21 protein-coding genes are annotated in these 24,166 nt (G+C 57.6%); 8 read left to right on the top strand and 13 right to left on the bottom strand.

What is annotated here, in order from left to right; translation table 11 throughout:
- Nucleotides 1-29: 29 nt before the first annotated feature.
- The 3 genes from DFP90_RS18985 to DFP90_RS18975 are packed head-to-tail and all read left to right on the top strand — an operon-like array spanning nucleotide 30 to nucleotide 1,901.
- Nucleotides 30-713 (top strand): DUF6134 family protein, encoded by a 684-nt coding sequence (locus DFP90_RS18985; RefSeq protein ID WP_115938361.1) that lies wholly within the window; start codon nucleotides 30-32, stop codon nucleotides 711-713.
- Nucleotides 710-1,492, top strand: coding sequence for an SDR family NAD(P)-dependent oxidoreductase (locus DFP90_RS18980; protein WP_181905457.1), 783 nt, complete (start codon nucleotides 710-712; stop codon nucleotides 1,490-1,492). The genes DFP90_RS18985 and DFP90_RS18980 overlap by 4 nt, the downstream gene beginning before the upstream one ends.
- On the top strand, nucleotides 1,473-1,901 hold the full coding sequence (locus tag DFP90_RS18975; protein ID WP_115938357.1) for a DUF2358 domain-containing protein: 429 nt from the start codon (nucleotides 1,473-1,475) through the stop codon (nucleotides 1,899-1,901). Before DFP90_RS18980 ends, DFP90_RS18975 begins: the two co-directional genes overlap by 20 nt.
- Here the strand turns inward: DFP90_RS18975 and DFP90_RS18970 are convergent.
- Genes DFP90_RS18970 through DFP90_RS18950 form a run of 5 tightly spaced genes read right to left on the bottom strand, consistent with a single transcriptional unit; the run spans nucleotide 1,879 to nucleotide 7,087 of the window.
- A complete protein-coding gene (locus DFP90_RS18970; RefSeq protein WP_115938355.1) occupies nucleotides 1,879-2,415 on the bottom strand; it encodes a DUF3833 domain-containing protein in 537 nt (178 codons plus the stop codon). The genes DFP90_RS18975 and DFP90_RS18970 overlap by 23 nt on opposite strands.
- Nucleotides 2,412-3,746, bottom strand: coding sequence for an MFS transporter (locus tag DFP90_RS18965; protein ID WP_147301062.1), 1,335 nt, complete (start codon nucleotides 3,744-3,746; stop codon nucleotides 2,412-2,414). The genes DFP90_RS18970 and DFP90_RS18965 overlap by 4 nt, the downstream gene beginning before the upstream one ends.
- Nucleotides 3,712-4,956, bottom strand: a complete 1,245-nt coding sequence (locus DFP90_RS18960) for an SAM-dependent methyltransferase (RefSeq protein WP_115938351.1) — start codon at nucleotides 4,954-4,956, stop codon at nucleotides 3,712-3,714. The genes DFP90_RS18965 and DFP90_RS18960 overlap by 35 nt, the downstream gene beginning before the upstream one ends.
- A 2-nt stretch (nucleotides 4,957-4,958) precedes the next feature.
- Nucleotides 4,959-5,750 (bottom strand): DUF1365 domain-containing protein, encoded by a 792-nt coding sequence (locus tag DFP90_RS18955; RefSeq protein ID WP_181905456.1) that lies wholly within the window; start codon nucleotides 5,748-5,750, stop codon nucleotides 4,959-4,961.
- On the bottom strand, nucleotides 5,747-7,087 hold the full coding sequence (locus DFP90_RS18950; protein WP_115938349.1) for an NAD(P)/FAD-dependent oxidoreductase: 1,341 nt from the start codon (nucleotides 7,085-7,087) through the stop codon (nucleotides 5,747-5,749). Before DFP90_RS18950 ends, DFP90_RS18955 begins: the two co-directional genes overlap by 4 nt.
- A gap of 170 nt (nucleotides 7,088-7,257) precedes the next feature.
- Here DFP90_RS18950 and DFP90_RS18945 point away from each other — a divergent pair, with 170 nt between their 5' ends.
- Both DFP90_RS18945 and DFP90_RS18940 read left to right on the top strand, forming a co-directional pair.
- Nucleotides 7,258-7,818 carry a sigma-70 family RNA polymerase sigma factor gene (locus DFP90_RS18945; protein ID WP_115938480.1) on the top strand — a complete coding sequence of 187 codons (561 nt, stop codon included), beginning with the start codon at nucleotides 7,258-7,260 and terminating at the stop codon, nucleotides 7,816-7,818.
- Complete coding sequence (locus tag DFP90_RS18940; protein ID WP_115938347.1) at nucleotides 7,818-8,483, top strand: ChrR family anti-sigma-E factor; 666 nt, start codon at nucleotides 7,818-7,820, stop codon at nucleotides 8,481-8,483. Before DFP90_RS18945 ends, DFP90_RS18940 begins: the two co-directional genes overlap by 1 nt.
- Before the next feature lie 64 nt (nucleotides 8,484-8,547).
- Here DFP90_RS18940 and DFP90_RS18935 read toward each other — a convergent pair whose 3' ends face one another.
- The 3 genes from DFP90_RS18935 to DFP90_RS18925 all read right to left on the bottom strand — a co-directional run bounded on the left by DFP90_RS18935 (nucleotide 8,548) and on the right by DFP90_RS18925 (nucleotide 14,009).
- The gene (locus DFP90_RS18935; protein WP_115938345.1) at nucleotides 8,548-9,801 is read right to left on the bottom strand and encodes an aminotransferase class V-fold PLP-dependent enzyme; all 1,254 of its coding nucleotides are present in this window, start codon (nucleotides 9,799-9,801) and stop codon (nucleotides 8,548-8,550) included.
- Nucleotides 9,802-9,983: 182 nt separating this feature from the next.
- A complete protein-coding gene (locus tag DFP90_RS18930) occupies nucleotides 9,984-12,419 on the bottom strand; it encodes a GcvT family protein (RefSeq protein WP_218044738.1) in 2,436 nt (811 codons plus the stop codon).
- 51 nt (nucleotides 12,420-12,470) lie between these two features.
- Nucleotides 12,471-14,009 (bottom strand): trimethylamine methyltransferase family protein, encoded by a 1,539-nt coding sequence (locus DFP90_RS18925; protein WP_115938343.1) that lies wholly within the window; start codon nucleotides 14,007-14,009, stop codon nucleotides 12,471-12,473.
- Nucleotides 14,010-14,269: 260 nt separating this feature from the next.
- Between DFP90_RS18925 and DFP90_RS18920 the strand changes: the two genes are divergently transcribed.
- Together DFP90_RS18920 and DFP90_RS18915 are read left to right on the top strand one after the other, a co-directional pair.
- Nucleotides 14,270-14,917, top strand: coding sequence for a DUF1007 family protein (locus DFP90_RS18920; protein WP_115938341.1), 648 nt, complete (start codon nucleotides 14,270-14,272; stop codon nucleotides 14,915-14,917).
- On the top strand, nucleotides 14,905-15,873 hold the full coding sequence (locus tag DFP90_RS18915; protein WP_115938339.1) for a nickel/cobalt transporter: 969 nt from the start codon (nucleotides 14,905-14,907) through the stop codon (nucleotides 15,871-15,873). The genes DFP90_RS18920 and DFP90_RS18915 overlap by 13 nt, the downstream gene beginning before the upstream one ends.
- A gap of 3 nt (nucleotides 15,874-15,876) precedes the next feature.
- On the opposite strand, the gene DFP90_RS18910 is transcribed toward DFP90_RS18915, so the two are convergent.
- From DFP90_RS18910 to DFP90_RS18895, 4 genes are read right to left on the bottom strand one after another with little or no spacing between them, the layout of a single operon-like run.
- A complete protein-coding gene (locus DFP90_RS18910; RefSeq protein WP_181905455.1) occupies nucleotides 15,877-16,446 on the bottom strand; it encodes a sarcosine oxidase subunit gamma in 570 nt (189 codons plus the stop codon).
- Nucleotides 16,439-19,387: a sarcosine oxidase subunit alpha family protein gene (locus DFP90_RS18905; protein WP_115938335.1), complete on the bottom strand. Its 2,949-nt coding sequence runs from the start codon at nucleotides 19,385-19,387 to the stop codon at nucleotides 16,439-16,441. Before DFP90_RS18905 ends, DFP90_RS18910 begins: the two co-directional genes overlap by 8 nt.
- Nucleotides 19,384-19,671 carry a sarcosine oxidase subunit delta gene (locus DFP90_RS18900; RefSeq protein WP_115938333.1) on the bottom strand — a complete coding sequence of 96 codons (288 nt, stop codon included), beginning with the start codon at nucleotides 19,669-19,671 and terminating at the stop codon, nucleotides 19,384-19,386. The genes DFP90_RS18905 and DFP90_RS18900 overlap by 4 nt, the downstream gene beginning before the upstream one ends.
- 15 nt (nucleotides 19,672-19,686) lie before the next feature.
- The gene (locus tag DFP90_RS18895; protein ID WP_115938331.1) at nucleotides 19,687-20,937 is read right to left on the bottom strand and encodes a sarcosine oxidase subunit beta family protein; all 1,251 of its coding nucleotides are present in this window, start codon (nucleotides 20,935-20,937) and stop codon (nucleotides 19,687-19,689) included.
- Here DFP90_RS18895 and DFP90_RS18890 point away from each other — a divergent pair.
- On the top strand, nucleotides 20,936-21,979 hold the full coding sequence (locus DFP90_RS18890) for a GlxA family transcriptional regulator (protein ID WP_181905454.1): 1,044 nt from the start codon (nucleotides 20,936-20,938) through the stop codon (nucleotides 21,977-21,979). The two genes, DFP90_RS18895 and DFP90_RS18890, sit on opposite strands and share 2 nt — an antisense overlap.
- Here the strand turns inward: DFP90_RS18890 and DFP90_RS18885 are convergent.
- Entirely contained in the window at nucleotides 21,961-24,105 is a 2,145-nt protein-coding gene (locus DFP90_RS18885) for a heavy metal translocating P-type ATPase (protein ID WP_342767811.1), read from the bottom strand. The genes DFP90_RS18890 and DFP90_RS18885 overlap by 19 nt on opposite strands.
- Between the last annotated feature and the right edge of the window lie 61 nt (nucleotides 24,106-24,166).

Raw genomic sequence — 24,166 nt, 5'->3', positions numbered from 1 at the left:
AATGACCTTTCATTTTCTGGGAAAAAATCATGAGAGCCACGGCCAAACTGCTCGTCTTCTGTATCACTGGCATTGCCGCCTTTTCGTCGGCTGCTGTCCAGGCCGAAACCGATCCCCTGAGCCTTTATGGTCCCCGTGCCCAATATGATATTTTCCGGGACGGATTGCCGGTGGGTAAACAGGTGATGCGGTTTGGCCGGGAGGACGGCTTCCTGAAAATCCAGGCAGATATGTCCCTGGAAGTGAAATTCATGATGTTCCCTGTGTATGATTTTTCCTATCAGTCTGAAGAAACCTGGGATGGCAGCACCCTGGTCCGGCTGTCAGCCCGCATAGAGGAAAATGACGATCGCCGGGAAATCAATGCCATGCGGCGGGGTAAGACCCTTCAAATCAAAAGCCCTGACGGCACCAACAATATTCCAGGCCCGATCTTCACCACCAATCATTGGAATGCGGCGGTGACAGAGCAAAACCAGGTGCTCAACACCCTCACCGGCAATCTGAACAAAGTGACCATCACCAACGCCGGGCAGGAATGGATTGAAGCGGAAGGCCGTAAGATCAAGGCAACCCGATATGTTTATAGCGGTGAGCTGGATACCCAAGTCTGGTACGACCGCCAGGGCCGCTGGGTCGCCCTGCAATTCCAGGCCAGTGACGGATCAACCATCCAATATCGATGCCGCCAATGCCTGGGGCATCTTTCATGACGGGCCCCGCCTTCCCGACCGTCTGGATCACCGGCGCCAGCAGCGGGATCGGTCAGACCCTTGCCCGTTTGCTGGCCGATGAAGGCAGTCAGGTCTGTCTCACCGCGCGCCCTTCTGAACGGCTCGAGGCCGCGGTCGCCGGCCATCCGCATTTTCATGGCCAACCAGCCGATGTTTCCGATGTGGAAAGCCTCAGGGCGGCTTATGACCGGATCATGGAAAACCATGGCCTGCCCGACCTTGTCATCTTCAATGCCGCCATCTATCAGCCCGGCCCCACCAGTGAAATCAATCCCGAAGACGCGGCAAAGCAAATCGCCACCAATCTGACGGGGGTGGTCAACGGGGTGGGCAGCATCCTGCCCGCCATGCTGGAACGCGGACGGGGCCGGATTGCCATTGTCGGCTCTGTTGCCGGTTATCGCGGCTTGCCCAACGCTGGGATCTACGGCGCAACGAAAGCGGCCTTGATCAGCTATGCCGAAAGCCTGCATGGAGAATGCCGGGACCGGGGGGTTCAGATCCAGATCATCAATCCGGGTTTCGTCGAAACCCCCATGACCGCCAAAAATGATTTTCCCATGCCTTTCCTGATAACCGCCGACCAGGCGGCACAAACCATCCGACATGGCCTGAACAGCAAACGGTTCGAAATTGCCTTTCCCGCAAAATTTGTTTGGATATTGAAAGCCTTGGCAATCCTGCCTTATGGTCTCTTTTTCCCCCTCACACGCCGACTGACCGGAACCCCCGAGCATCATGACAATGAACAGCCTTAATGCCTATCTCGACCTGTTCCGGCAGATTGACAGTACAGACCTGAGCCAGGCCCACAGCCTGGTCAGCAATGACTATCGGTTTCAAGACCCGTTCAATGACTTCCGGGGATCCGAAAAACTGATCCGCCTGCTTGAACAAACCCGCAAGGATGTGCGTTCGCCCAGGTTTGAAATCCTGTCGATCTGGGAAAGCCCGACAGAGGAGAACCGGGTTGTTAAATGGCGTTTCTCAGGGTTAGCGCCCGTGATCGGCAAGATGGATTTCGAAGGCTTCAGCGAGATCAGCCTGGACCCTTCCGGCCGGATCAGTGCGCATGTGGATTACTGGGATTCCGGCGTTTACTTTTATGGTCGGCTGCCGTTGCTGCGCCTGCCCATGGCCTGGATCAGGAAACGTCTTTCCCTTTAGAGAAAAAAATTGAAACCCGGCCCAGCTCCAGCCCCCATTTTCGGACCACGGCCCGGTTGAGTAAGATCCCGTTTTCCTGCAGGAACATCCAGTCATCAAACTGGACATGCCAGACATTGTCACCGATGGGCAGCGCCAAGGTATATCGCCAATTGAGCGCATTGCCCGACACACGACCCGTGGCCCGGCCAATCACGTCATCAGCCTCGCCCGCATAACCGCTTTTTCCATCCTTCCGGATGCGCCAAACCCGCTTTGACCGTTCCCCGTCGCGGTAGGTGAAATCTTCATCAAGTGTCAGCACACCGTCATCAATTGTGCCGGAAATGGACACATGAAATTGACGCCGGACCGTTCCAAAGCGATCTTCGAACCAGCCCCACGCCTGCGTTTGACCGTCAAAATACTCAAAAAGATCAAGTTCCGGTTCCTGACCGGCGAAATCCTCCGGCTGCATTCCACTGCATCCCTGAATGGCCAATATTGCAAAAAAAGCCATCAAAACCCGTTTCATTCTCGTTCTCCTGAAAAACCCGTAGGATGCATCATTGGCCGATATGCATTGGGAAAGGACCAGACCAGGCAAATGGCACTTATCTTGATTACGACAGGCATGCCTGAATAGATCAGGATCAAAGCGGTTTTCCCGGCCTCGGTCGCGCTTTCCGCCCCGGCGGAAACACCGGCCCATTGCAGAACCGGCAATGCAATGCCCGCCGCAAGTCCGAGCGCAAGCTTGGTGGTCATGCCCCAGAGCGCAAACAGACTGCCGGCCCGGTCCCGGCCATTCTGATCCCGGTCCCAGTCGGAAACATCCGCCTGGATAGCAGGCGGCAACGCCAGGTCCGCGCCAAAGGCAATACCCGTCACCAGGCAGACAAGCGAGAAAAACACCATATCGCCAGGCCCCAGAAACGGCACCAAGGCAAATGCCATACAGGCCAGGATCATCGCCCAACACCAGACGCGGTGCGTGGCCACGGATGAAGACAATCGCACCCAAACCGGCACCGCCAAAACCGCGGAGAGGAAATACAGCATTAAGGCAATCCCTTTTTCCGTACTGCTTCCTTCCAGGATCAGTGCCAGATAGAGGGGGAAACAGACCGCCGGCAACCCGTTGGCAATCCCGTTCAAAAACCATGCGCTGACCAGACGCCGGGCCGGTGCAAAACCCAGCATCGAAAACCAACCATCCCGCTTTATGGGAAAGTCGTCCGGTGCCGCCCGCAATACCGGCATAAACCATAAGAAAAAAAGAAGAGCCCCACCTCCTGCAATCATGGTCAGCAGCGCCAGATCCCGCAATTGCCGGGCCGGATCATCCACTGCCCATATGGCAACAAATATCGAAGCCGCCATGATCCCCAGGATACCCGCCGCCTCCCGGGCACCATTCAAACGCAACCGGTCCTTGGGCACGGCAGACAATCTTGCCGCATAAACCGTGTAAGGGATCTGGATGAATGACCATCCGCAAAATAGCAAAGCAGACCAGATAAAGAGATAAAGCGCCGTCGCACCCGGTTCAGGGGTGAAAAGCTGATAAAGGCTGCCGCCGCAGAGCATTGCCCCACCGCCGATCATCCGGCGCAGACCGCGCCCGGCCATCAGGCTCCGGTCCACCAGGGCCCCAATCAGGGGGTCGGTCAGAAAGTCCAGCCCCCGCGCCAGCAAAAGGGCCAGCCCCACCGCAGAGAGTGCCACCGCGGTATTGGCCGCATAAAATTCCGGCAGCAGAACCTGGGCCGGGATCAGCGGGATTGCGAGCGCAAATGCCGGGGCGCCGTACAGCGCCAACTGAGCCCGGTCAATCAGCTTGACGAAATTTGAAGAGGCCGACATCGATCGAATTTTCCAGGAACCCGGCTTCGCAATAACAGAGATAAAAACGCCACATGCGCCGGAACCTTTCGTCAAACCCCATCTTTTCCAGGGCTGGCCAGTTTTCCTCAAAATCCTTCCGCCAAAGCAACAGCGTACGGGCATAGTCCATCCCGAACATCAAATTGTCTTCCATTTCAAGACCATGGCGCAGCCCCAATTCGCGCATCTTTGATATCGTGGGCAGGAAGCCGCCTGGGAAAATATAGCGTTGGATAAAATCCGCACCGCGCCGATAGCGTTTAAAACGGTCTTCATCAATGGTGATTACCTGCAGCACCGCCGGCGCACCAGGTTTCAACCGGTCCTTCAGCATGGTGAAATACTGATTCCAATAGGCCTCGCCAACCGCCTCAAACATCTCGATGGAAACAACCGCATCAAACTTGCCCTGGCTGTCCCGATAATCTTGCAGCAGGAATTGAGAGCGATCTGTAAAACCACCCTCTATGGCCCGCTCCCGAGCAAAGACCCATTGCTCCTTGGACAGGGTAAGGCCCTGTATATGCGCATCTTTTCCCAGGCAGGCGCGTTCGGCAAAACCACCCCAGCCACAGCCGACTTCCAGAATTCTGTCCCCTGCACCAATCTCCGCCCACTCGGCGATCCGGTCATATTTCCGGTTCTGAGCCTCCGCCAGGGTTAGCGACAGCCCTTCATAGAGCGCGGCAGAATAGGTCATGGTCTTATCCAACCAAAGGCCATAAAACGCGTTCCCCAGATCATAATGATAGGCAATGTTTTTCCGGCTACCGCTCAGACTGTTTCGGTTGACCAGATGGCGCACCCGTCCGGCGACCCGGGACAATACCCCGCCCGGCAGCGCGGAGACAAAATGCGGTTCATTGCGCAACAACACCCGCAGCAACGCGGTGAGGTCCCCACTGTCCCAATCGCCATCCATATAGCTTTCCGCCAGTCCGGTTTCACGGCCAGTCAGGGCGCGCCGGAACAACCGGCTGTCATGGATGGTGATATCGGCGCGCAGGCTTTCTTCCATCCCAAAGGCCCGCGCATCGCCATTGGGGAAAACAACATCAAGCTGTCCTTGTTTCAATTCCGCCAGTGCCTTGCGGGCCTGACGTTCCGCAATCCCCTGAAGACTTGGGAAAAACCGTTTGCGGGCGGGACTATTTTGTCCGATCGGGGAGATTTCTTCTATCTGGGTCATGCTTATTTTCCGGCAATATCGCGAGTAGAAATAACGGTGTAGGGCGTTTCCGGCGGGGCCGGGCGGGCATGAAAGGCAAAGCCCTTGCGCCACATTTTCAACGCCTCCCAATGGATGCCTGCCATCACCTTCACGGTCATCATGGGATTGCCTGCCAGTGCGGTGAGCAGATGGCGGTCGCCCAACGGCTGGCGAGTGCCCGCAAAGACCGCGGTTAGTTTCGCGCCATCCTCTGCCTCGTGGCAGATCCCAAGCGTCACGGTTTCCCCCGGTGGGCGGATATGAAACTGGTAGCGCGCCTCCATGGGCAGGAAGGGTGAAACATAAAAGGTCTTGTTACAGCTGTGACGAATCACACCGGGCCGGATTGCCGGCATGACATAGCTGTGGCTTTCACCAAACGTATTGCGCACTTCATAAATGCAGGCGGCCATTTCCCCATCCGCACGGTAACAGAAATAGACCGAAAGCGGGTTGAAACTGTAGCCCCAAAGGCGCGGGTAACAGAGAAGGAACACCTTTTCGATCATGTCTTCACTGCCAGCCTCTGCGCAGAGCCTTTGCGCATAATCCTTCAAAGCCTCCCCGGAGCGCGCGCCGTGATCACGGTCATGAAAGGAAAAAAGATTGGCTCCGTTCCAGGAAAATAACCGTAGATAGCGGTCCAGATCCGGCAATTCATCAAGATCGATCAGCCAGCTGAAAACACTATATTTCAGCCGATGGCGCTTTGGTGCCAGGCGGTGATGGATCACCGTACCATGATAGAGCGCGCTGTTGAGAGCCAACGTCATGCCGCTTCCTCTTTATGCGGCCATGCCTCCAGCCAGCTTTCCGGCAGGTTGACCCGGTCCGACCCCGCCGGGACAGACCAGGGCCTGGCAATGCCGGAAATTGCCTCCGCAACGGCAAGGCCGGATTGAATACCATCTTCATGAAAACCATAGCCAAAATAACTGCCGCAGAACCACAGGCCGCCATTGCCCTGCAAATGCCACAGCTGATGCTGGGCTTTTTCAGAGTCCAAATCATAAATTGGATGGTCATAAAGGAAACTGCGCACAATGCTGCCAGCGCGCGGTTCCCGGATCGGGTTAAGGGTCACGAAATAGTCCCGCTTGCCTGCAATGGGCTGCAAATTATTCATCCAATAGCTGACGCAGAGTTCGCGGTCCGATGTTTCACCCTCAGCCAGATAATTCCAGCTGCACCAGGCCGAACGCCGTTTGGGCATCAGACTTTCATCCGTATGCAGGATGGCCCGGTTACGCTGATACTTGAAGCGTCCGAGCAGATCACGTTCCTGATGCCCGGCGTCTTTCATCATGGCCAGGGCCTGATCAGCATGACAGGCCAAAACCACATCATCGAACCGCTGCTGCCAGCCGCTATGGCTTTCCACATGGACGCCATCCGCCAGGCGTTCCACCGTTTTCACTGGCCGGTCCGTCAGGACACGACCACTGAACGCCTCCATCAGGCGATTGACATAATTCCGGCTGCCGCCGACCACGGTCCGCCATTGCGGCCGGTTCTCCAGTTGCAGCAATCCATGATTTTCACAAAAAACCAGGAAGCTGCGCAGGGGATATTTCAGCATCTGATTTGCCGGGGTCGACCAGATCGCCGCTCCCATGGGGATGATATGATCTTGAATGAACATCTGCCCATAACCGTTTCGGCTGAGATAGTCACCCAGGGTTTCCTCACCTTCCCGGGACTGCGCCAAGGCCATGCCTGCGTTGCGGTAAAACCGCAGGATATCGCTGATCATCTTCCAATAGGCCGGTTTCACGAAATTGGACTTCTGCGCAAACATACCCGCCAAATCCCGGCCGGCATATTCCAAAGCGCCTTCATTGACCGACACCCCGAAAGACATCTCCGTTTCACAGGTTTTCACATCCAGATGCCGAAAAAGCTGGACCAGATTGGGATAGCATTTCTCGTTATAAACAATGAATCCCGTATCCACTGGACCGTCGATCGTATCAACGGTGTTACTGTGCCCGCCCAGACGATCATCCTTTTCAACCAGAGTGACATCGCAATGCCTGGACAAGTGCCAGGCCGCCGACAGTCCGGCAATGCCGGAACCGATGACTGCAACCTTTCGACGCGTCTGGGACATAGAACCTCCAAGCTTTGTTAAGTGTCTGATCCCTCTACGCCAAGGAACAAATTTTGGATTAACATGATTCTTCATTGATCCAATTTCACGGGTTGAGCGTAATCCCTTCTAGATTAGAATGGGGACATTCAATGCTGCACGGAAACATTGTAGTGACAGAAAAAGCGCGCATGCCTGGACATCCAGCAGCGGATCCGGATTTCGCCGCCGACATGCAGTCGGTCGCCCAATCCCAAGATCGCGACGCCTTCGCGCGTCTGTTTCAACATTTCGCTCCCCGCATCAAAGCCTTCCTTCTTAAACAGGGGGCATCCCTGGCCCAGGCGGAGGAATTGATGCAGGAAACCATGGTGACGATTTGGCAAAAGGCCCATCAGTTCGACCCTGCAAAGGCACGGGCCAGCACCTGGATCTTCACGATCGCAAGGAACCGGCGCATTGACCGGCTGCGCAAACAGGCTCGGGCGGATGTGGACCTGACGGACCCGGCCCTGGTCCCGGACCCGCTGGAGGATGGAGAGGCGGTGGTTGCCAGATCCGAGGACCGCGAGAGAATTTCAGCCGCCATGCGGGACCTGTCCCATGAGCAGCTGCAAGTGATTAAACTTTGTTATTATAGTGATATGTCGCATTCCGAGATTGCCAACCAACTGGATATTCCAATCGGAACCGTGAAATCCAGGATCAGACTGGCTATTGCCCGGATCAAAGCGGCATTGGAGGATGCGTGATGGAACCAAGACATCACATTTCTGAGGAAGTTCTTTTTTCCTATGCCGCAGGCCACACAAGCCACGCCTTTGAGGTGGTGCTTGCCAGCCATCTGACCCTGTGCCCGGTCTGCCGGGAACGCATGGCACAGCATGAAGCAATTGCCGGCCAGTTGATGGAACACGAGCAGCCCGTTGCCGTCAATGAGGACAGCCTGGATTGCATTTTTGCGCAGATCGCAGAAGCCGGCCCCATTGCCAAGGCACCGAAATCCAGACCATCCGGCAGGGAGCTTTCCGATGTACCGGGGCCGTTGGCGCAACTATTGCCCCACAGCGACCTGAAAAGCCTGCCCTGGCAATCCATGGTCCCGGGTGTCAAACAGTTCGACCTGACGCCGGAGGGTGGTTCTGACCAGACATTGAAACTGCTCAAAATCGCGCCCGGCACGACCATTCCGCAACATACGCATAATGGATCGGAATTGACCCTGATCCTGCACGGGTCTTATACCGATGAAATGGGACGGTTCAAACGCGGCGACATCGCCACCCTGGACAGCGAGGTTTCGCACCAGCCGATCGCGGACTCGGATGAAGATTGCATCTGCCTGATCGCCGTTGACGGTAATCTGAAATTCAAGGGCCTGTTGCCAAGGCTTCTGCAGCCGATCATCGGGCTTTAACGGGCAACCAGTCGTGGGCAGGCAGGAAAGGGGGAGAGTATTTGCTCTCTCCCCCTTTCTTATCTCATCGGCCGATTTCAGCCATGGCCGCCAGGAAGGAGGCCACCTCCTGTTCTGAATTATAATGGCAGAGCGATACCCGGACACAGTCGTCCAGACCGATTGGCTTCAGCACATTGCCGGAATAATGGTCGGCTTTCCTTGCATGGGTGCGGATCCCGCGCTCATTCAAGGCCGCAACCACCTCCACGGCGCCCAAGCCCTCAACGGTGAGGGCGACCAACCCTTCTCGCGCCGGATTATCAATACCGAACAAGACATTTACATGGTCCATTTCCGCAAGCCCGCGCAGGTTGCCCGTGCCATGCAGCATGGCATCAGTCAGGTGCTGTTCCTGATCATGAATGGCATGTCCTGCCGCTTTGATCCGGTCCCGACGGTCCTGGCTTTCGATGAAATGCCCGCCCAGCCAATCGAAATAATCCACCACCTGGGAAAAAGTGGCATAAGAGGCTGTATCCCTGGTGCCCAATTCCCACTGCCCTTCCGGTGCGCCCACCAAGACATCATGCGGCAATTTGGAAAAACGATCAGAAACCCAGGCGATGCCATAACCATGGCGGGAAAAGACCTTATAGGGCGAGATCACATAACCATCGATGTCATAACGATCGATATCCAGCCCCCCATGGGCGGCATGCTGGATACCATCCACGATGATGAAGCAGTCGGGCGAGATTTTGCGGATCTCACGGGCAATTCCCCCCACATCAACCCCCATGCCGGTCACGGGCGAGGTATGAATGATAGTGGCAACTTTTGTATCCGGCGTCAGGGCCGCGAGATAATCAGCCGCCGTTACGGTTCCCGTTTCATTATTGTGCGGCACCTGCACATAATCATGGCCCGCAACCGATGCCCAGCGGGTGCAGGCACTGCTGGTGGCCGGATGTTCAAGCGTGCTGCCAACCACCCGGCCCGGTTTCTCCGCGCCCAAACAGGCAACCGAAATCAGGCGGAACAGCAGCTCGGTGCCACTTTCCCCAACAAAGACCCGGCCCGAGCCTGCGCCAAAAAAGGTGTGGATATCCGACCTGCCCTGATCGATCAGGCGCATCAATTCTTTGGAGGCCGGGTTGTCGCGCCCCTGATTATCCGGCACGGCGGCCAGTTTTGCCGAAACATCCACCACCGATTTCAGGGTCAGCGCCCCGCCGGCATTTTCAAAAAACACCCGCTCGCCCTGATAAGGGCATTCATCCACATGATGAAAACGATCCCGCACCGCCCCCATCAGGCCATGTGTCTCACCAATCATTCCGCAGATCCCCGGTTTGTTCAAAGTTGCTGGCCACAACCTAACGCACGGCACCCCAATCAGGGAAACGATTGATTTTCGATAGTTGTTTAGGCTGGCTAACCAGGCTCGGCAGCCAAAAAAAGAAAGGGGCGCTGATCAGCGCCCCAATAGGTTTTGACAGATGTCAAAATTGAACGAACTTAACTACGAAGCCGCTCCCCTTTCGGATCAAACAACGGTGTTTCCAACAATTTGGCCCGGTGCGGTTTCCCCAGGATCGCAATATCGAATTCCGCACCCGGTTTAAGATGAGCCGTCTTCACAAAGCCCAGCGCCAGGGACGTCCCCACCGTGTGACCAAAAGCACCGGAGCTGACCCGCCCCACGGGGGTGCCATCCAGAGCAAAGATCGGTTCACCACCAACTGCATCGGCGTTGAACGGTGTTTCAACCGAAAGTGAGACAAGTTTCTCCCGCGGCGCTTTGTCTTTCAGCGCCAGATAGGCTTGCTTGCCCAGGAAATTTTCTTCCTTATCCAACTTGATCAGTCCGTCCAGCCCCACTTCCTGCGGCCAATATTCTGGGGAATATTCCCGACCCCAGGATCCATATCCCTTTTCAACACGCAGGCTCAGAAGCGCCCGGCCACCGACCGGCCGAATGCCAAGATCCTGTCCCGCTTCCAGGATCGCCTGATAGACCGCGACCTGATCTTCTTCCTTCATATAGATTTCATAGCCAAGATCTCCGGTGAAGGAGACCCGCAGCACCAGCGCGTCACAGCCAGCCACCTTCATTGGCCTGGAGCGCATGAAACGCAGCCCTTCATTGGATAGATCCTCCCCCTCGGTCAATCGGGACAGGATTTCCCGAGCGTTGGGGCCTGCCAGGTTAAAGCCGCAATGGCTTTCGGTTAGGCTCTCGAATGTGACACTCTCCGGCTTTTCCACCATCTGGAAGAAACGCTGGTGATAGCGTTCCGCCATACCCGATCCGAACATCATGAAATGATCATCGGCCAGTTTGGTGATGGTGAAATCACCGGCAATGCCGCCACGCACGGACAAAAGCGGCGTCAGGCAGGAACGGCCGTCAACGCCAGGAACCCGGTTGGCCACAATCCGGTTCAGCCAATCGGCGGCACCAGCACCCTTGATCTCATATTTCGCGAAGTTGGAAATGTCGATCAGACCGGCCCCGGCCCGCAGCGCCTCGCATTCTTCGCCCACCGGCCCATGCCAGTTCTGACGGGTATAGCCGTAATCCTCCTTCGGCTCGACACTCTCACCGGCGAACCAAAGCGGATGCTCCCAGCCATAGTTCAGGCCAAAGACAGCGCCCATGTCCTTCTGAATTTCATAAAGCGGCCTTGTGCGCACCGCGCGGCCCGCCGCGCGTTCTTCATAGGGAAAATGAATCTTGAAGCGATGGGAATAACAATCCAGCGCCCGCTCCTTAGTGAATTTTTTGTCCGCCCATTTGCCATAGCGCGCCAGATCCCAGGGGAACATATCCAATTCCGGCTCGCCCTCGACAACCCATTGCGCCAGCATCATGCCCAGGCCGCCCGATTGCGAGAAACCGGGGATAATGCCGTTGCAGCAATAATAGTTTTTCAGCTCCGGTACCGGTCCAAAGAGGGCTGCGGAATCCGGGGTCCAGATCATCGGCCCGTTAATGACCCGCTTGATCCCGGCCTCACCAAGTGCAGGGATGCGCTCACAGGCTCGCATCACATTCTCGGTGATACGGTCCAGGTCATCAGGCAGCAATTCATGGCCGAAATCCAAGGGTGTGCCCTCTTCCGCCCAGAAACGCCCGTCTTTTTCATAGGCCCCGACCAGCAGACCTTTGCCTTCCTGGCGCAGGTAATATTCGCCGTCCCGGTCCGCGACCGCCGGCAATTCGTAATCCAGCCCCTCGATCTCGGGGATGTTTTCCGTCACAAAATACTGATGTTCCATGGTCATCAGCGGCAACTCGAAACCGGCCAGCTTGGCCACTTCGCGCCCCCAAAGGCCCGCCACATTGATCACCACCTGGGTATGGACTGTCCCGTTGGGGGTGACCACATCCCATGTGCCATCGGCTCGCTGGTTGGTTTCAATCACCGGGGTAAACCGGTGGATCGCAGCACCCCTCTGCCGCGCGCCCTGCGCATAGGCATAGGTGACGCCGCTGGGGTCTACATGTCCGGCGTCCGGTTCATGAAAGGCACAGCGGATCCCTTCCAGATTGACCAACGGATGCATCTTGCGCACCTCATCCAGGGACAGTTCGTAGAAATCGACACCGAAATATTTCGCCTTGGCCGCCTGGATACGCAATTGATGTTCGCGATCCTCCGTCTGTGCCAGATAAATATAGCCGTTTTTGTGGATGCCGCAGGATTGTCCGGTTTCCTGCTCCAGCTCTGCATAGAGCTTCATAGTGTAATATTGCAGCTTGGAAATATTGTTATTGTCATGCAGCCCATGCACCCCCGCCGCCGCATGCCAGGTGGAGCCGGAGGTCAATTCAGACCGTTCCAGCAGCATCACATCGGTCCAGCCCAGCTTGGCCAGATGATACAGGATGGAGCAGCCGACAAGCCCGCCACCAATCACAACGGCCTGGGCCGTATTATTCATTTCCATCGCAATTGATCCCTTAAACGATACGCGATTGTTTGACCTGATTTTTGTCTCTTAGGGTTCCCCGTCACCGATCTCTTCCCGGCGTTTGGCCATATAGGCGTCCAGTTCTTCCCGGATCGCCGGGTCCAGGGCGGGCTGTTCATATTCCACCAAGGCTTTCTGCCAGATTTCAGTCGCCCGGGTGAGCGCGTCCTTGGCGCCCGCCAGCTCCCAGTTTTCATAATTGGTCCAGTCGGACAGCATGGGCCGGTAAAAGGCGTTTTCATAGCGCTGCATGGTATGATCGATGCCAAAAAAATGACCGCCGGACGGGACCTGTTTCATGGCTTCGAATGCCAATTCATCCTCATCGAATTTGACAGGCGTCATGAATTCCATCATCTGCTGCAAGATTTCCACATCCAGCACCAGTTTTTCGTAACTGGCGGTCAGGCCGCCTTCCAGCCAGCCCGCTGCATGATAGATGATGTTGGCCCCGCCTAAGACCGCACCCCAGGTGGCATTCCCGGTTTCATAGGCCGCCTGCAGATCCACACAGTTGGACGCATTGGCGTTCGACGTGCGGTAAGGAATGCCATAGCGGCGGGCCAACTGGCCGCCGACAATATTGGCCTTGGTATTTTCCGGCGTGCCAAAGGCCGGCGCGCCGGACCTCATATCCACATTGGAGGTGAAAGAACCATACATGACCGGCGCGCCCGGATTGACCAGCTGGGTCAGCACCACGCCGAACAATGCCTCGGCATTCTGCTGCGCCAGTGCTGCCGGCAGGGTCACCGGCGTCATCGCCCCCATCAGGGTGAAAGGCGTGATGGAACAGGGCTGGCCATGTTCGGCCATGGTAATCAGACCATCGGCCATGGCGTCATCCAGCAATCTGGGTGAATTGACGGAAATGATCGTGATTACACCCGGGTCAGTCTTCATATCCTCAACCGAGATGCCCCGGCTGATCGCCATCATATTGATCCCATCCAGCGCCCGGCCGCGCCCGATGGCCGTCACATGGAAGGCCAGGTCAGAATAGGTGATGTTGGCATTATAGGTATCCAGATGGCGGGAGTTGGCCGGCATTTCAATCGGCGCACAGACCTGGTTGCCGATCATATGGATCGCATTGAAATGGTGGGCCAGCTTGGTGAAATTGACATAATCCTGGTAATTGCCCGACCGGCGGCCATTGACCCGATCATGGACATTGGGCGGCCCCGCCACCAGGCCGAACACCATATGATCGCCACCCAATGATATTTTTTTATCCCCATTGCGCGGGGTCAATGTGAAGGATGAAGGCACGGTGGCAAGCGCATCGTTGACCAGATCCTCATCAATCCTGACCGTCTTTTCAGACCGGTCAACCTTGGCACCGGCCTGTTCGAAGAGGTCCAGTACATTATCGCCCATCACCCGAAGGCCAAGCTCCGACAGGATGCGCATGGATGTCTTGTGGATGGCGTCGATCTGATCCTCATCAAAAAGCTCATAAGGCTTGTTCGGATTTCTGATCATCCGCCAGGGCAATTGGGGAATGTGATTGTCTGTCCGGTCAGACTGTCCATTTCTGGACCGCCGCCGTCTTTCGCGTGCCATTTTCGCCCGCCTTTCCGTTTCTGTTCAACCCGCGACAAGCGCGGCTCGATGTCTCTTAGTGAGCCTGAAACGATGGCAAGCAGGTTTTCCGTTAGCGCCTCAAAATGTGCCAATACTGACATGGGAAGGAAAATAACGGCAAATCAATCATAGGCGTTAACTCGGCAGCTGGCATATCCAAGAAATGTCACAATTGAGGACTTTGCGTCACTTGGACGGCATGTTACATAGTAACGTCAAATTATCAGTGAAAGTCCCTCATGCGTCCGTTTTTCAAGTATTTGATTGTCCTGTTACCGACACTAATTCCGCTCTCCGGCGCGTTGGCACATCCCCACGCATTTGTCGATATCCGGGTCGAAGTGCTGTTCGATCAGGAAGGCCGGATCACGGCCTTGCGCCAGCATTGGCTGTTTGACGAATTTTACAGCGCGTATGCAACCGACGGCCAGGATAAGGATGGTGACGGCAAACCCGATCAGGACGCCTTGGACCTGTTGGCGAAATCAAATCTGAGCAACCTGCGCGACTATGATTATTTCACCCTGGCCCGCCAGAATGATGCACAACCCGCCTATGGTCTGCCTGACAATATCGTCAGCAGCATGCGTCAGGACCGGCTGGAAATGAGCTTTACCCTGCCGTTTGAAACGCCACTCCCCCTATCGGAGAGCCCTTTCACCTACGCGATTTTTGACCCCAGCTATTATGTGGAGATGCTGCATGTGGATGGGAATGACGCCGTGATCATGGATGGCGCGCCGACGGGATGTGATTTCACCCTGACCAAGCCGAACCCGGACCCGTCGGTTGCCTCCTATGCCGCATCGCTCGACAAGACCGAGAGCGGCGGTAATGACCTTGGTCTCAGCTTCGCGGAACAGGTGACGGTTTCATGCGGTTCGTGATCCCCCTCCTGCTCTTGTCCGGTCTAGCCATGGCCGCCGCGGGTGCCGGTAATGATGTCTCCATCTGGGGAGAGTTCCTGCAATGGGTGATTGCCCAGCAAAAGGCCTTTCATGCGGATCTGACCGAAGGTTTGAAGACCTTGAAGAATGATGGCGGCTTTTCAGCGGCCTGGGCCCTGATCCTGGCCAGTTTCCTCTATGGGGTGTTCCATGCCGCCGGCCCCGGTCACGGCAAGGTGGTGTTGACCACCTATCTGGTCACACAAAAGGAAAAGGTCGGACGCGGAATTCTGCTGGCCACGCTGGCCGCCTTCTGCCAGGGACTGGTGGCACTGGTCCTGGTATACGGCCTGATTTATCTGGCAGGCTGGCTGCCGAGGGAAACCTCGGAAGCGGTCACCTGGTCGGAACGGATGAGTTATGCCCTGGTCGCCCTGATCGGCATCATGCTGGTCTGGCGGGCGGCCAAGGCGGTAATTGGTCTGCGGACCGCTTCAGCGTCACACAGCCATAATCATCATCATGACCACCACCATCATGACCATCATCAGGGGCATGATACTACCTGTTCAAGCTGCGGTCATGCCCATGCCCCCACCGCCGACCAGTTGGAGGGCAATTGGAAAACCGCGCTTGGCGTGATTCTGTCCATTGGGCTTCGCCCCTGCAGCGGCGCAGTATTGGTGCTGGTCTTTGCCAAGGCGCTGAAACTATCGGCCGCCGGTGTCGCGGCGGTTGCCGCCATGTCGCTGGGCACCGCCATCGCCGTGGCGGTTCTGGCCCTGGTGGCGGTGAATGCAAGGAACCTGGCCGGTCGCCTGGTGGCGCAGGGCAGTGGCCGCCTGTTCATGGTCGGCGGCATGGCCGTCGCCCTGTCCGGCGGTTTACTGCTGGTCGCATTGGGCGGATCCCTGCTGGCCAATTCCTGGCAAACGGCCCACCCTCTGGGCCTTTAAACGTCAGGTGACATTCTCTGCTGAAACCGTCACAGCATGCAAAAAACTCTGCGCCGAGGACCGGGCCGAAAGCAACAGGAAGGAATCCGCCCCGTCCCGCAGGATGATTACGCCCAGATGCTCCATTACCGTTCTGGCTACCTGCCCGGTCTGGAAATGGTCCGGATGCAGATCCAGCAGGCAGATACGCGCCAGCGCCGCCCGGCTGTTGGGCCCGGAGATGTGCAACATCGCCCAACTGTCGGATTGATCCGTCAGATAGGCCACCTCCGCCAGTTTCGCCGATACCGCCGCCAAGGGCGCCTGCCCGCCTTCGTCGAACAATATGAAAAACTGATCCCTGGCCAATCCCAACAGGTGGGCATTATCCACCGGACTGGCGGTGCTTTCCCCGACCGCAGGGATGATAGTGCCATAAACCTGGGACAGTTTTTGCCCCAAGGCCGCCTCACCGCCATGTGGGATGGAAACAGAAACCAGAGCGCGCCCGGTCACTTCGCGCAGGGTGATTCCGGGCCAATCCCGGGAAAAACCATCCAGCGGGCTCTTTGCCTTCAAAATAATATCAGCCACGCAACCGCTCCCCTTCCGGATCAATGAAATGGGCCGAGGTAATCTCGACCTCGGTCAGTTCCCCGCGCAGCAGATCCGCTGCCACCACAATCTCACCATGGCGCTCTGCCCCGCGCCTGATGAACCCGAGGCCGATGGCATGGCCCAGTTCCGGCGAATAGGCGACAGAGCTCATCCAGCCTTCATCATTTTCTGTGGTCACCGGCTTACCCTTTGCGACGAAATGTGCACCTGCCTTCAGGCTTCTTGAACGATCCACCGGCTTGAACCCAACCAGGGCCAGTCCGTCTTCGTCATTCAGGCCGTCCCGTTCGGACAATACATTGCCAATGCAGTCTTTTTTCTTGGAAACCATGCGCGCCATCCCCAGATCGCGCGCCGTGGTCTGGCCGGTCAGCTCATTGCCCACAGGATGGCCCTTTTCGATCCGCATGACCGAAAGCGCCTCCGTGCCATACGGCACGGCATCATATTCTGCCCCCGCCTGCATCAGGGCACGGATCATGGCATCACCATAACGGGCCGGAACCGCGACTTCATACGCCAGCTCACCGGAAAAGGAGATCCGGAACAGTCGGGCCTGTGTGCCGCCGCAGACCGTGACCTCGCCACAGGCCATGAAGGGAAACCCCTCGTTGGAGAGGTCAAATTCCGGATCAACGATCTTTTGCAGCACATTCCTGGCATTGGGTCCCGCCACCGCATATTGGGCAAATTGCTCGGTTGCAGAAATGATATGGACATCCATGCCCGGCCACAGGCACTGACGGCAGAATTCCAAATGACGGAAGACGTTGACCGCATTGGCGGTCGTGGTGGTCATGACATAGTGACATTCCCCCAGCCTGGCCGTGGTGCCATCATCCATGACCATGCCATCCTCGCGCAGCATCAGGCCATAGCGCACCCGGCCCACCGCCAGTTTGGCAAAGCCGTTGGCATAGACCCGGTTAAGAAATTCCGCCGCATCCCGGCCCTGGACATCGATCTTGCCCAAGGTGGTCACATCGCAGATCCCGACCGACCTTCTGGTGCCTTTGACTTCCCTATCCACGCTGTCGCGCCAATGGGTTTCCCCCTCTTTAGGATACCATTGCGCCCGCAGCCACGGCCCAACCTCGACAAAAACCGCACCTTGATCCTGCGCCCATTGGTGACTGGTGGTCAGGCGGGTCGGGCGGAAATTCCGCCCCCTGGCCCGGCCACCGAGCGCACCGATAGGCACCGGTGTATAGGGCGGTCGGAAAATGGTGGTCCCGGTTTCCGGAATGGTTTTTCCGGTGCAATCCGCCATCACCGCCAGGGCCGGGATATTCGCGGTCTTGCCCTGGTCGGTCGCCATGCCCAGCGTGGTATAACGTTTAAGATGCTCAACTGACCGGAACCCCTCCTGTTGGGAGAGTTTCACATCCTTGACCGTCACATCATTTTGCAAATCCAGCCAGGCGCGTTTACTGCTCTCTTTCACATACCAAAAAGCCGTGCCGGTGCTAGGTTCATCTTCTGCCGTCGGCCTATCCCCGGCGGGGACGGAACGCCCGAGTGCTGTTAAAACCTCTGCCGCCTGGTCCGCGCCATCCTTCAGGGCCGCGCCCAGGGTCATCTCGCCCTTCGCCGCCCCCGCGACAACCATGCCCACCGGCAGGTCCCTCCCCGGCACAAAGGCATTCAATTCCTCGCGCCATACGGGCTTGCCACGCTGATGACAGGTGAGATGCACATTGGGATTCCATCCGCCTGATACCGCCAGACAATCCGTCAGGATTGCCTGGCCGTTTGAAAGGATCACAGATTTAATCCCTTTGCGGCCTTTTATATCAACCACCCGGCAGCCCAAGAAACTTTCCACGCCGTTGGGCGCTGTGACACCGGCTTTTTCCCGCACATCAATGACCGCGGCCACCGCGATCCCTTTTGCCGCCAGGTCATGCGCCGTGCGCCAGCCATCATCATTATTGGTGAAAACCGCAACCCGTTTGCCCGGCGCCGCACCATAGCGGTTCACATAGGCACGGACCGCCCCTGCCAGCATCACGCCAGGCCGGTCATTATTGCCAAAGGCGATGGGCCGCTCGGTCGCCCCGGCGCACAGCACCGTTCGCTTGGAATAGATCCGCCACAGGACCTGGCGGGGCTTACCATTGCTGTGGGCGAGATGGTCGGTTCTCCGCTCCAACGCACCATAGATGCCATGATCATAAGCGCCATAGACAGTGGTGCGCGGCATCAGGCTAACATTGGCCATGGCCGCCAGTTCCGCCACCGTTGATGCCGCCCAATCGGCCCCGGTCTGATCCCCGATCGCCAGCGTTTCCGCATTCAGCCGCCCGCCCATGCGGAAATCCTCATCCGCCAGGATCACCCGCGCGCCGGATCGGCCGGCGAGCAGGGCCGCGCTCAACCCCGCCGGGCCTGCACCAATCACCAGCAGGTCACAATGCAGGAAGCCCTTGTCATATTTGTCCGGGTCTTCTTCCATCGAGAGCCGCCCCAGGCCAGCCGCCGCGCGGATCACCGGCTCATAAAGCGTCTCCCAGAAAGCCTTGGGCCACATGAAAGTCTTGTAATAAAAACCCGCTGTCAGGAAAGGAGATAGAAGATCGTTGACCGCCATCAGGTCAAATTCCAGGGAACCACGGTGGTTTTGCGACCGGGCGGTCAGCCCGTCGAACAATTCCGCCACCGTTGCCCGTGTATTGGGTTCCTGGAATGCGCCCTCGCGCAATTGCACCAGGGCATTGGGTTCTTCTGATCCAGCAGTGAAGATCCCGCGCGGCCGGTGATATTTGAAGGAGCGACCAACCAGTCGCTGGCCGTTGGCCAGCAGAGCGGAGGCCAGTGTGTCGCCTTCATAGCCCTGCATCGCCCGGCCATTAAACTGGAAACTAAGCGGTTTGGCGCGGTTGATCAGCCCGCCCTCAATCCTGAAAACCTGGGTCATTGGCCACGCCCTTTTTGCAGCGCCACATCGCGCGCCAGCTCCACTTTCTTAATTTCATGGGTCAGCGTATCGCGGGTCACCACCAGCCAGGAACGGTCGCCCTGTTCATGATACCAGAGCTCGCGATGTTCACCCGCCGGATTGTCCCTGAGATAGAGATAGCCATAGAACCGCTCTGCCGCATCCTCCGCCTGCCCGTCCGGGCGGTCGATCAGGGCCGCGTCACCCAGCACATAAAATTCAGCCGCATCCCGGGGGCCCAACAATGGATGATGAATGATCATTTGCCTTTTCTCCCCTTAATGCAGGTTGGGCTGGGCGCCAGCGCCGCGTTCATCGATCATGCGCCCGCGCCGGAACCGGTCCAGCCGGTATTCCGTTGCCACCGGATGGGGCTGATCCGTTGCCAGCAAATGGGCATAACACCAGCCACTGGCCGGGGTCGCCTTGAAGCCGCCATAACACCATCCGCCATTGAAATAGAGGCCCTCGATAGGGGTCTTGTCGATGAATGGGGAACCGTCCATGGACATATCCATCACGCCGCCCCACATGCGCAACATTCTGGCCCGCCCGATCATCGGCATGATCGCCATGCCGCCTTCGCAGACATCTTCCACCACGGGCAGATTACCGCGCTGGGCATAGGTGTTATACCCATCGATATCACCGCCAAAGACCAGGCCGCCTTTGTCCGACTGGCTGATGTAAAAATGTCCTGCGCCAAAGGTAATCACACCGGGCAGCACAGGTTTAAGCCCTTCTGAGACAAAGGCCTGCAAAACGTGGGATTCGATTGGCAGGCGCATGCCGGCCTGTTCCATCACCCGGCTGGAAGACCCGGCGACGCAGACCGCCACCTTCTTCGCGCCAATCCGGCCCCGGCTGGTTTCAACGCCTTTACAGACACCTTTTTCGATCTGGAAGCCTGTGACCTCACAAATCTGGATGATATCCACGCCCCGGCTGTCGGCCCCGCGGGCATAGCCCCAGGCAACCGCATCATGGCGGGCGGTGCCGGCGCGCGGCTGCAGCAGGCCGCCCCTGATGGGAAAACGCGCATTGTCAAAATCAAGATAGGGACACATATCGCGCACCCCCGTCTCATCCAGCAGAACCGCATCGGCCCCCGCCATGATCATGGCATTGCCGCGCCGGGCAAAGGCATCGCGCTGGGCATCGGAATGACACAGGTTCAGGATCCCGCGCTGGGACATCATGGCATTGTAATTAAGGTCCTGTTCCAGGCCCTCCCATAATTTCATTGACCATTCATAGAATGGCTCATTCCCCGGCAGCAAATAGTTGGATCGGACAATCGTGGTGTTGCGCCCGATATTGCCGGACCCCAGCCAGCCTTTTTCCAACACCGCCACATTGGTGATGCCATGAACCTTGGCCAGGTAATGGGCCGTTGCCAGGCCATGCCCCCCGCCGCCGACAATGACAATGTCGTATTCAGTCTTGGGGTCCGGCGTGCGCCAGGTCGGCTTCCAGCCCTTATGACCGGTAAGCGCCTCTTTGATGATCTTGAAACCGGAAAAATGCATGGCTGTCCTCCTGCCCGGCATCATCTCCCCGCGCAGCCCAATTGACTTTCTTAAAACAGCCTATAACTTTTCCATTATGGACATCACTTCAACAAATACGGCCCCATTCCGGTTCGGACTGCTGCTGGTCGACGGCTTTGCGCTGATGTCTTATTCCGCCGTGGTTGAACCCCTTCGTGCCGCCAATTTGCTAGCGGGTGCGGAATTATACGATATCCGGCAGATTCCCGCCGCTGGCGAGCAATCAGAAACTTCCAGTGGAGCCTTGATTCCCGCAACCGAACCGGCAGGCCGGCAAGAGGATTATCACCTCCTGTTAGTCTTTGCAGGTGGTGACCCCAATCAATTCCAGGATCGGCATATCTTTGCCTGGCTGCGCAGGCTCGACCGGCGCGGGGTGCGTTTAGGCGGGGTTTCCGGCGGTCCGGTGATTCTGGCCAATGCCGGATTGATGCAGGGCAGACGCATGACCGTTCATTGGGAACATGCCGCCATGCTAAAAGAATCTCATCCAGAGCTTATTGTGGAACGCAGCCTCTATGTCATGGATCGGGACCGTATCACGGTGGCAGGCGGGATCGCGCCATTGGACATGATGCATGCCCTGATCACAGAACATCACGGTCCTGATTTCGCCCGCCAGGTCAGCGACTGGTATATGCATACCGACATCCGCCCATCCGGTGGGCCTCAGCGAGCGGGCATCGCAGAGCGCTATCACATCACCAGTCCGGCCCTGATCCAGTCAATCGAAGCCATGGAAAATCATATTGCCGACCCGCTCTCGCTGGATCAGCTCACCCTTTTTTCCGGCACCGGCCCGCGCCAGCTGAATCGGTTATTCCAGGAAAAGCTGGGATGTCGCACCATGGGATTCTATCGAAGCCTGCGACTGGAAAAGGCACGGGGCCTGCTAACGCTGACCCCGTTGACGATCACCGATGTGGCGCTTGCCACAGGTTTTGCAAGTTCCGCCCATTTTGCCAGTGCTTTCCGGGACGAATATGGCACCAGCCCCTCCGCCTACCGTTCCGGCCTGTAACCCAGCAGGCGCAACGCATTCAAGGTCACCAGAACCGTCGCGCCCGTATCGGCCATGATCGCCAGCCACAAGCCGGTGACACCCAGCACACTGGTCACCAGGAAGATCGCCTTGAGGCCCAGGGCCAGCACAATATTCTGGCGGATATTGCCCATGGCCGCCCGGGACAGTCGGATCTTGGCGACCACATCGGAAACCCGGTTGCTCAGCAGAGCAGCATCCGCCGTCTCCAGCGCCACATCCGTGCCACCGCCCATGGCCACCCCGACATTGGCCAGGGCCAGGGCAGGCGCATCATTGATCCCGTCACCGACCATCATGACCGGTCGGTCCATAGAAAATTCGCGGATAGCCGCAACCTTGTCATCGGGCAGAAGTTCAGCTCGGTATTCCAGGCCAAGCCCGCCTGCAATGGCCGCCGCGGTCCGCGCATTATCCCCGGTCAGCATCACCGATTGGATCCCCATGCTTTTCAGATCGGATATCGTTTCAGCCGCGTCGTCCCGCGGCTCATCCCGAAGGGCGACCAGACCGCATAGCTGGCCGTCGCGGGTAATCACAGCAACCGTTTTCCCCTGTTCTTCCAAGGCCATAATCTCAGTTTCTACCGTGCTGGCCAGCAAGCCGTCCTCCGCCATCTGGCGGGGAGAGCCGACAAAAACCTTTATCCCTTCCACCAAAGCTTCCAGGCCGCGCCCGGGAATGACCCGGATATCATTGGCGGAGAGCGGGGAAACGCCCCCCTCTGCCGCCCGGTCAAGAATTGCCCTGGCCAGCGGATGGCTGGATCCTGACTCCACCGCGGCAGCCAGAGCCAGGCACTCGGTCACGTTAGCGGCCTTTGGCAGAATATCAGTGACGCGCGGTTCACCCGCTGTCAGGGTGCCGGTCTTATCAAACGCCACAAGCCGTGTTTCCGCCGCCGCCTCGATGACCGAGCCGCCTTTCATCAGCAATCCACGTTTTGTACCCGCCGACAGGGCCGATGCGATGGAGGCCGGCACCGAAATCACCAGCGCACAGGGACAGCCGATTAGCAGCAGGGCCAGCGCCCGATAGGTCCAGGTTTCCCATGCTCCGCCAAATCCAAGCGGCGGCACCAGGGCTACCAGGATTGCCATCCCGACAATGATCGGCATGTAATAACGGCTGAACCGGTCGATGAAACGCTCTGTCGGTGCCTGGGCCGCCTCGGCTTCCTCTACCATGCGGATGATCCGGGCAATGGTATTGTCTGCCGCGGCCTTGGCCACCGTTACCGTCAGCGCAGCCTCCACATTGATCGAACCGGCAAAGACTTGATCCCCCGCAACTTTTGTGACCGGAACGGATTCGCCCGTGACCGGGCTTTCATCCACAGCGGAAATGCCGTATGCCACCATACCGTCCGCAGCAATCCGGTCACCGGGCCGGACCAGGATTGACTGGCCAATGGCCAGGGAACTAGCCGGTACTTCCGACAGTTTCCCGTCGATGAGAAGCATAGCTGTTTTCGGCACCAGATCACCCAGCGCACGAATGCCCGCCCGCGCCCTGTTCGCCGCCACTCCTTCCAGCAGTTCACCAATAGCAAACAAAAAGACCACCAAAGCCGCTTCCGCCGCCTCACCGATCACCAGCGCGCCGCAGGCTGCAATCGTCATCAGCATCTCAATGGTGAAGGGCATGCCGGCGCGCAAGGCCGCAAAGGCTTTTTTCGCAATCGGCACCAAACCCAGCAGGCAGGCGCCGGCAAAAGCCCATTGGCCGTATGGCGCCGCCATTGAAGCGCTGACGCCCCATGCGGCCAGCAACAGGGCACCGCTGATGACCACCAGCCTCCCCTTATTGGATTGATACCAGGCTGCCTCCTCTGTCTTTTCGGGCAGCTCCTTATCCATGCGACTGGGGGTGAAACCCAGCTTGCGCACGGCCTTTTCCACCGCATCCGGATCGGTTTGATCACTGACGAAGTGAACTGTTAGGCTTTCCGCCATCATTGAAACTTGGATCTCCGCCACCCCCGGCAGGATCGACAACGCCCCCTCAATCTTTTTCACGCAACTACCACAATCCATGCCGCCGACCGACCAGCAGATGGTGCGCTTGTCCGTTTCCCCCAGTGCTTTGTTTCCTGCGATTTCCACAGCGAAAACTCCTTGAAACTTTATCAACTCAGATCAAGATAGGAGCTACAGCGACTAGAGC

The organism is Aestuariispira insulae (assembly GCF_003385955.1).
GTDB lineage: Bacteria > Pseudomonadota > Alphaproteobacteria > UBA8366 > Aestuariispiraceae > Aestuariispira > Aestuariispira insulae.
Note: the sequence above shows the minus strand (reverse complement) of the source record. Positions and strands in the feature narration are given on the sequence as shown.

Coding starts and splice junctions, on each gene's coding strand:
- DFP90_RS18985 (WP_115938361.1), top strand. CDS start 30: ATGAGAGCCACGGCCAAACTGCTCGTCTTCTGTATCACTGGCATTGCC.
- DFP90_RS18980 (WP_181905457.1), top strand. CDS start 710: ATGACGGGCCCCGCCTTCCCGACCGTCTGGATCACCGGCGCCAGCAGC.
- DFP90_RS18975 (WP_115938357.1), top strand. CDS start 1,473: ATGACAATGAACAGCCTTAATGCCTATCTCGACCTGTTCCGGCAGATT.
- DFP90_RS18970 (WP_115938355.1), bottom strand. CDS start 2,415: ATGAAACGGGTTTTGATGGCTTTTTTTGCAATATTGGCCATTCAGGGA.
- DFP90_RS18965 (WP_147301062.1), bottom strand. CDS start 3,746: ATGTCGGCCTCTTCAAATTTCGTCAAGCTGATTGACCGGGCTCAGTTG.
- DFP90_RS18960 (WP_115938351.1), bottom strand. CDS start 4,956: ATGACCCAGATAGAAGAAATCTCCCCGATCGGACAAAATAGTCCCGCC.
- DFP90_RS18955 (WP_181905456.1), bottom strand. CDS start 5,750: ATGACGTTGGCTCTCAACAGCGCGCTCTATCATGGTACGGTGATCCAT.
- DFP90_RS18950 (WP_115938349.1), bottom strand. CDS start 7,087: ATGTCCCAGACGCGTCGAAAGGTTGCAGTCATCGGTTCCGGCATTGCC.
- DFP90_RS18945 (WP_115938480.1), top strand. CDS start 7,258: ATGCCTGGACATCCAGCAGCGGATCCGGATTTCGCCGCCGACATGCAG.
- DFP90_RS18940 (WP_115938347.1), top strand. CDS start 7,818: ATGGAACCAAGACATCACATTTCTGAGGAAGTTCTTTTTTCCTATGCC.
- DFP90_RS18935 (WP_115938345.1), bottom strand. CDS start 9,801: ATGATTGGTGAGACACATGGCCTGATGGGGGCGGTGCGGGATCGTTTT.
- DFP90_RS18930 (WP_218044738.1), bottom strand. CDS start 12,419: ATGGAAATGAATAATACGGCCCAGGCCGTTGTGATTGGTGGCGGGCTT.
- DFP90_RS18925 (WP_115938343.1), bottom strand. CDS start 14,009: ATGGCACGCGAAAGACGGCGGCGGTCCAGAAATGGACAGTCTGACCGG.
- DFP90_RS18920 (WP_115938341.1), top strand. CDS start 14,270: ATGCGTCCGTTTTTCAAGTATTTGATTGTCCTGTTACCGACACTAATT.
- DFP90_RS18915 (WP_115938339.1), top strand. CDS start 14,905: ATGCGGTTCGTGATCCCCCTCCTGCTCTTGTCCGGTCTAGCCATGGCC.
- DFP90_RS18905 (WP_115938335.1), bottom strand. CDS start 19,387: ATGACCCAGGTTTTCAGGATTGAGGGCGGGCTGATCAACCGCGCCAAA.
- DFP90_RS18900 (WP_115938333.1), bottom strand. CDS start 19,671: ATGATCATTCATCATCCATTGTTGGGCCCCCGGGATGCGGCTGAATTT.
- DFP90_RS18890 (WP_181905454.1), top strand. CDS start 20,936: ATGGCTGTCCTCCTGCCCGGCATCATCTCCCCGCGCAGCCCAATTGAC.
- DFP90_RS18895 (WP_115938331.1), bottom strand. CDS start 20,937: ATGCATTTTTCCGGTTTCAAGATCATCAAAGAGGCGCTTACCGGTCAT.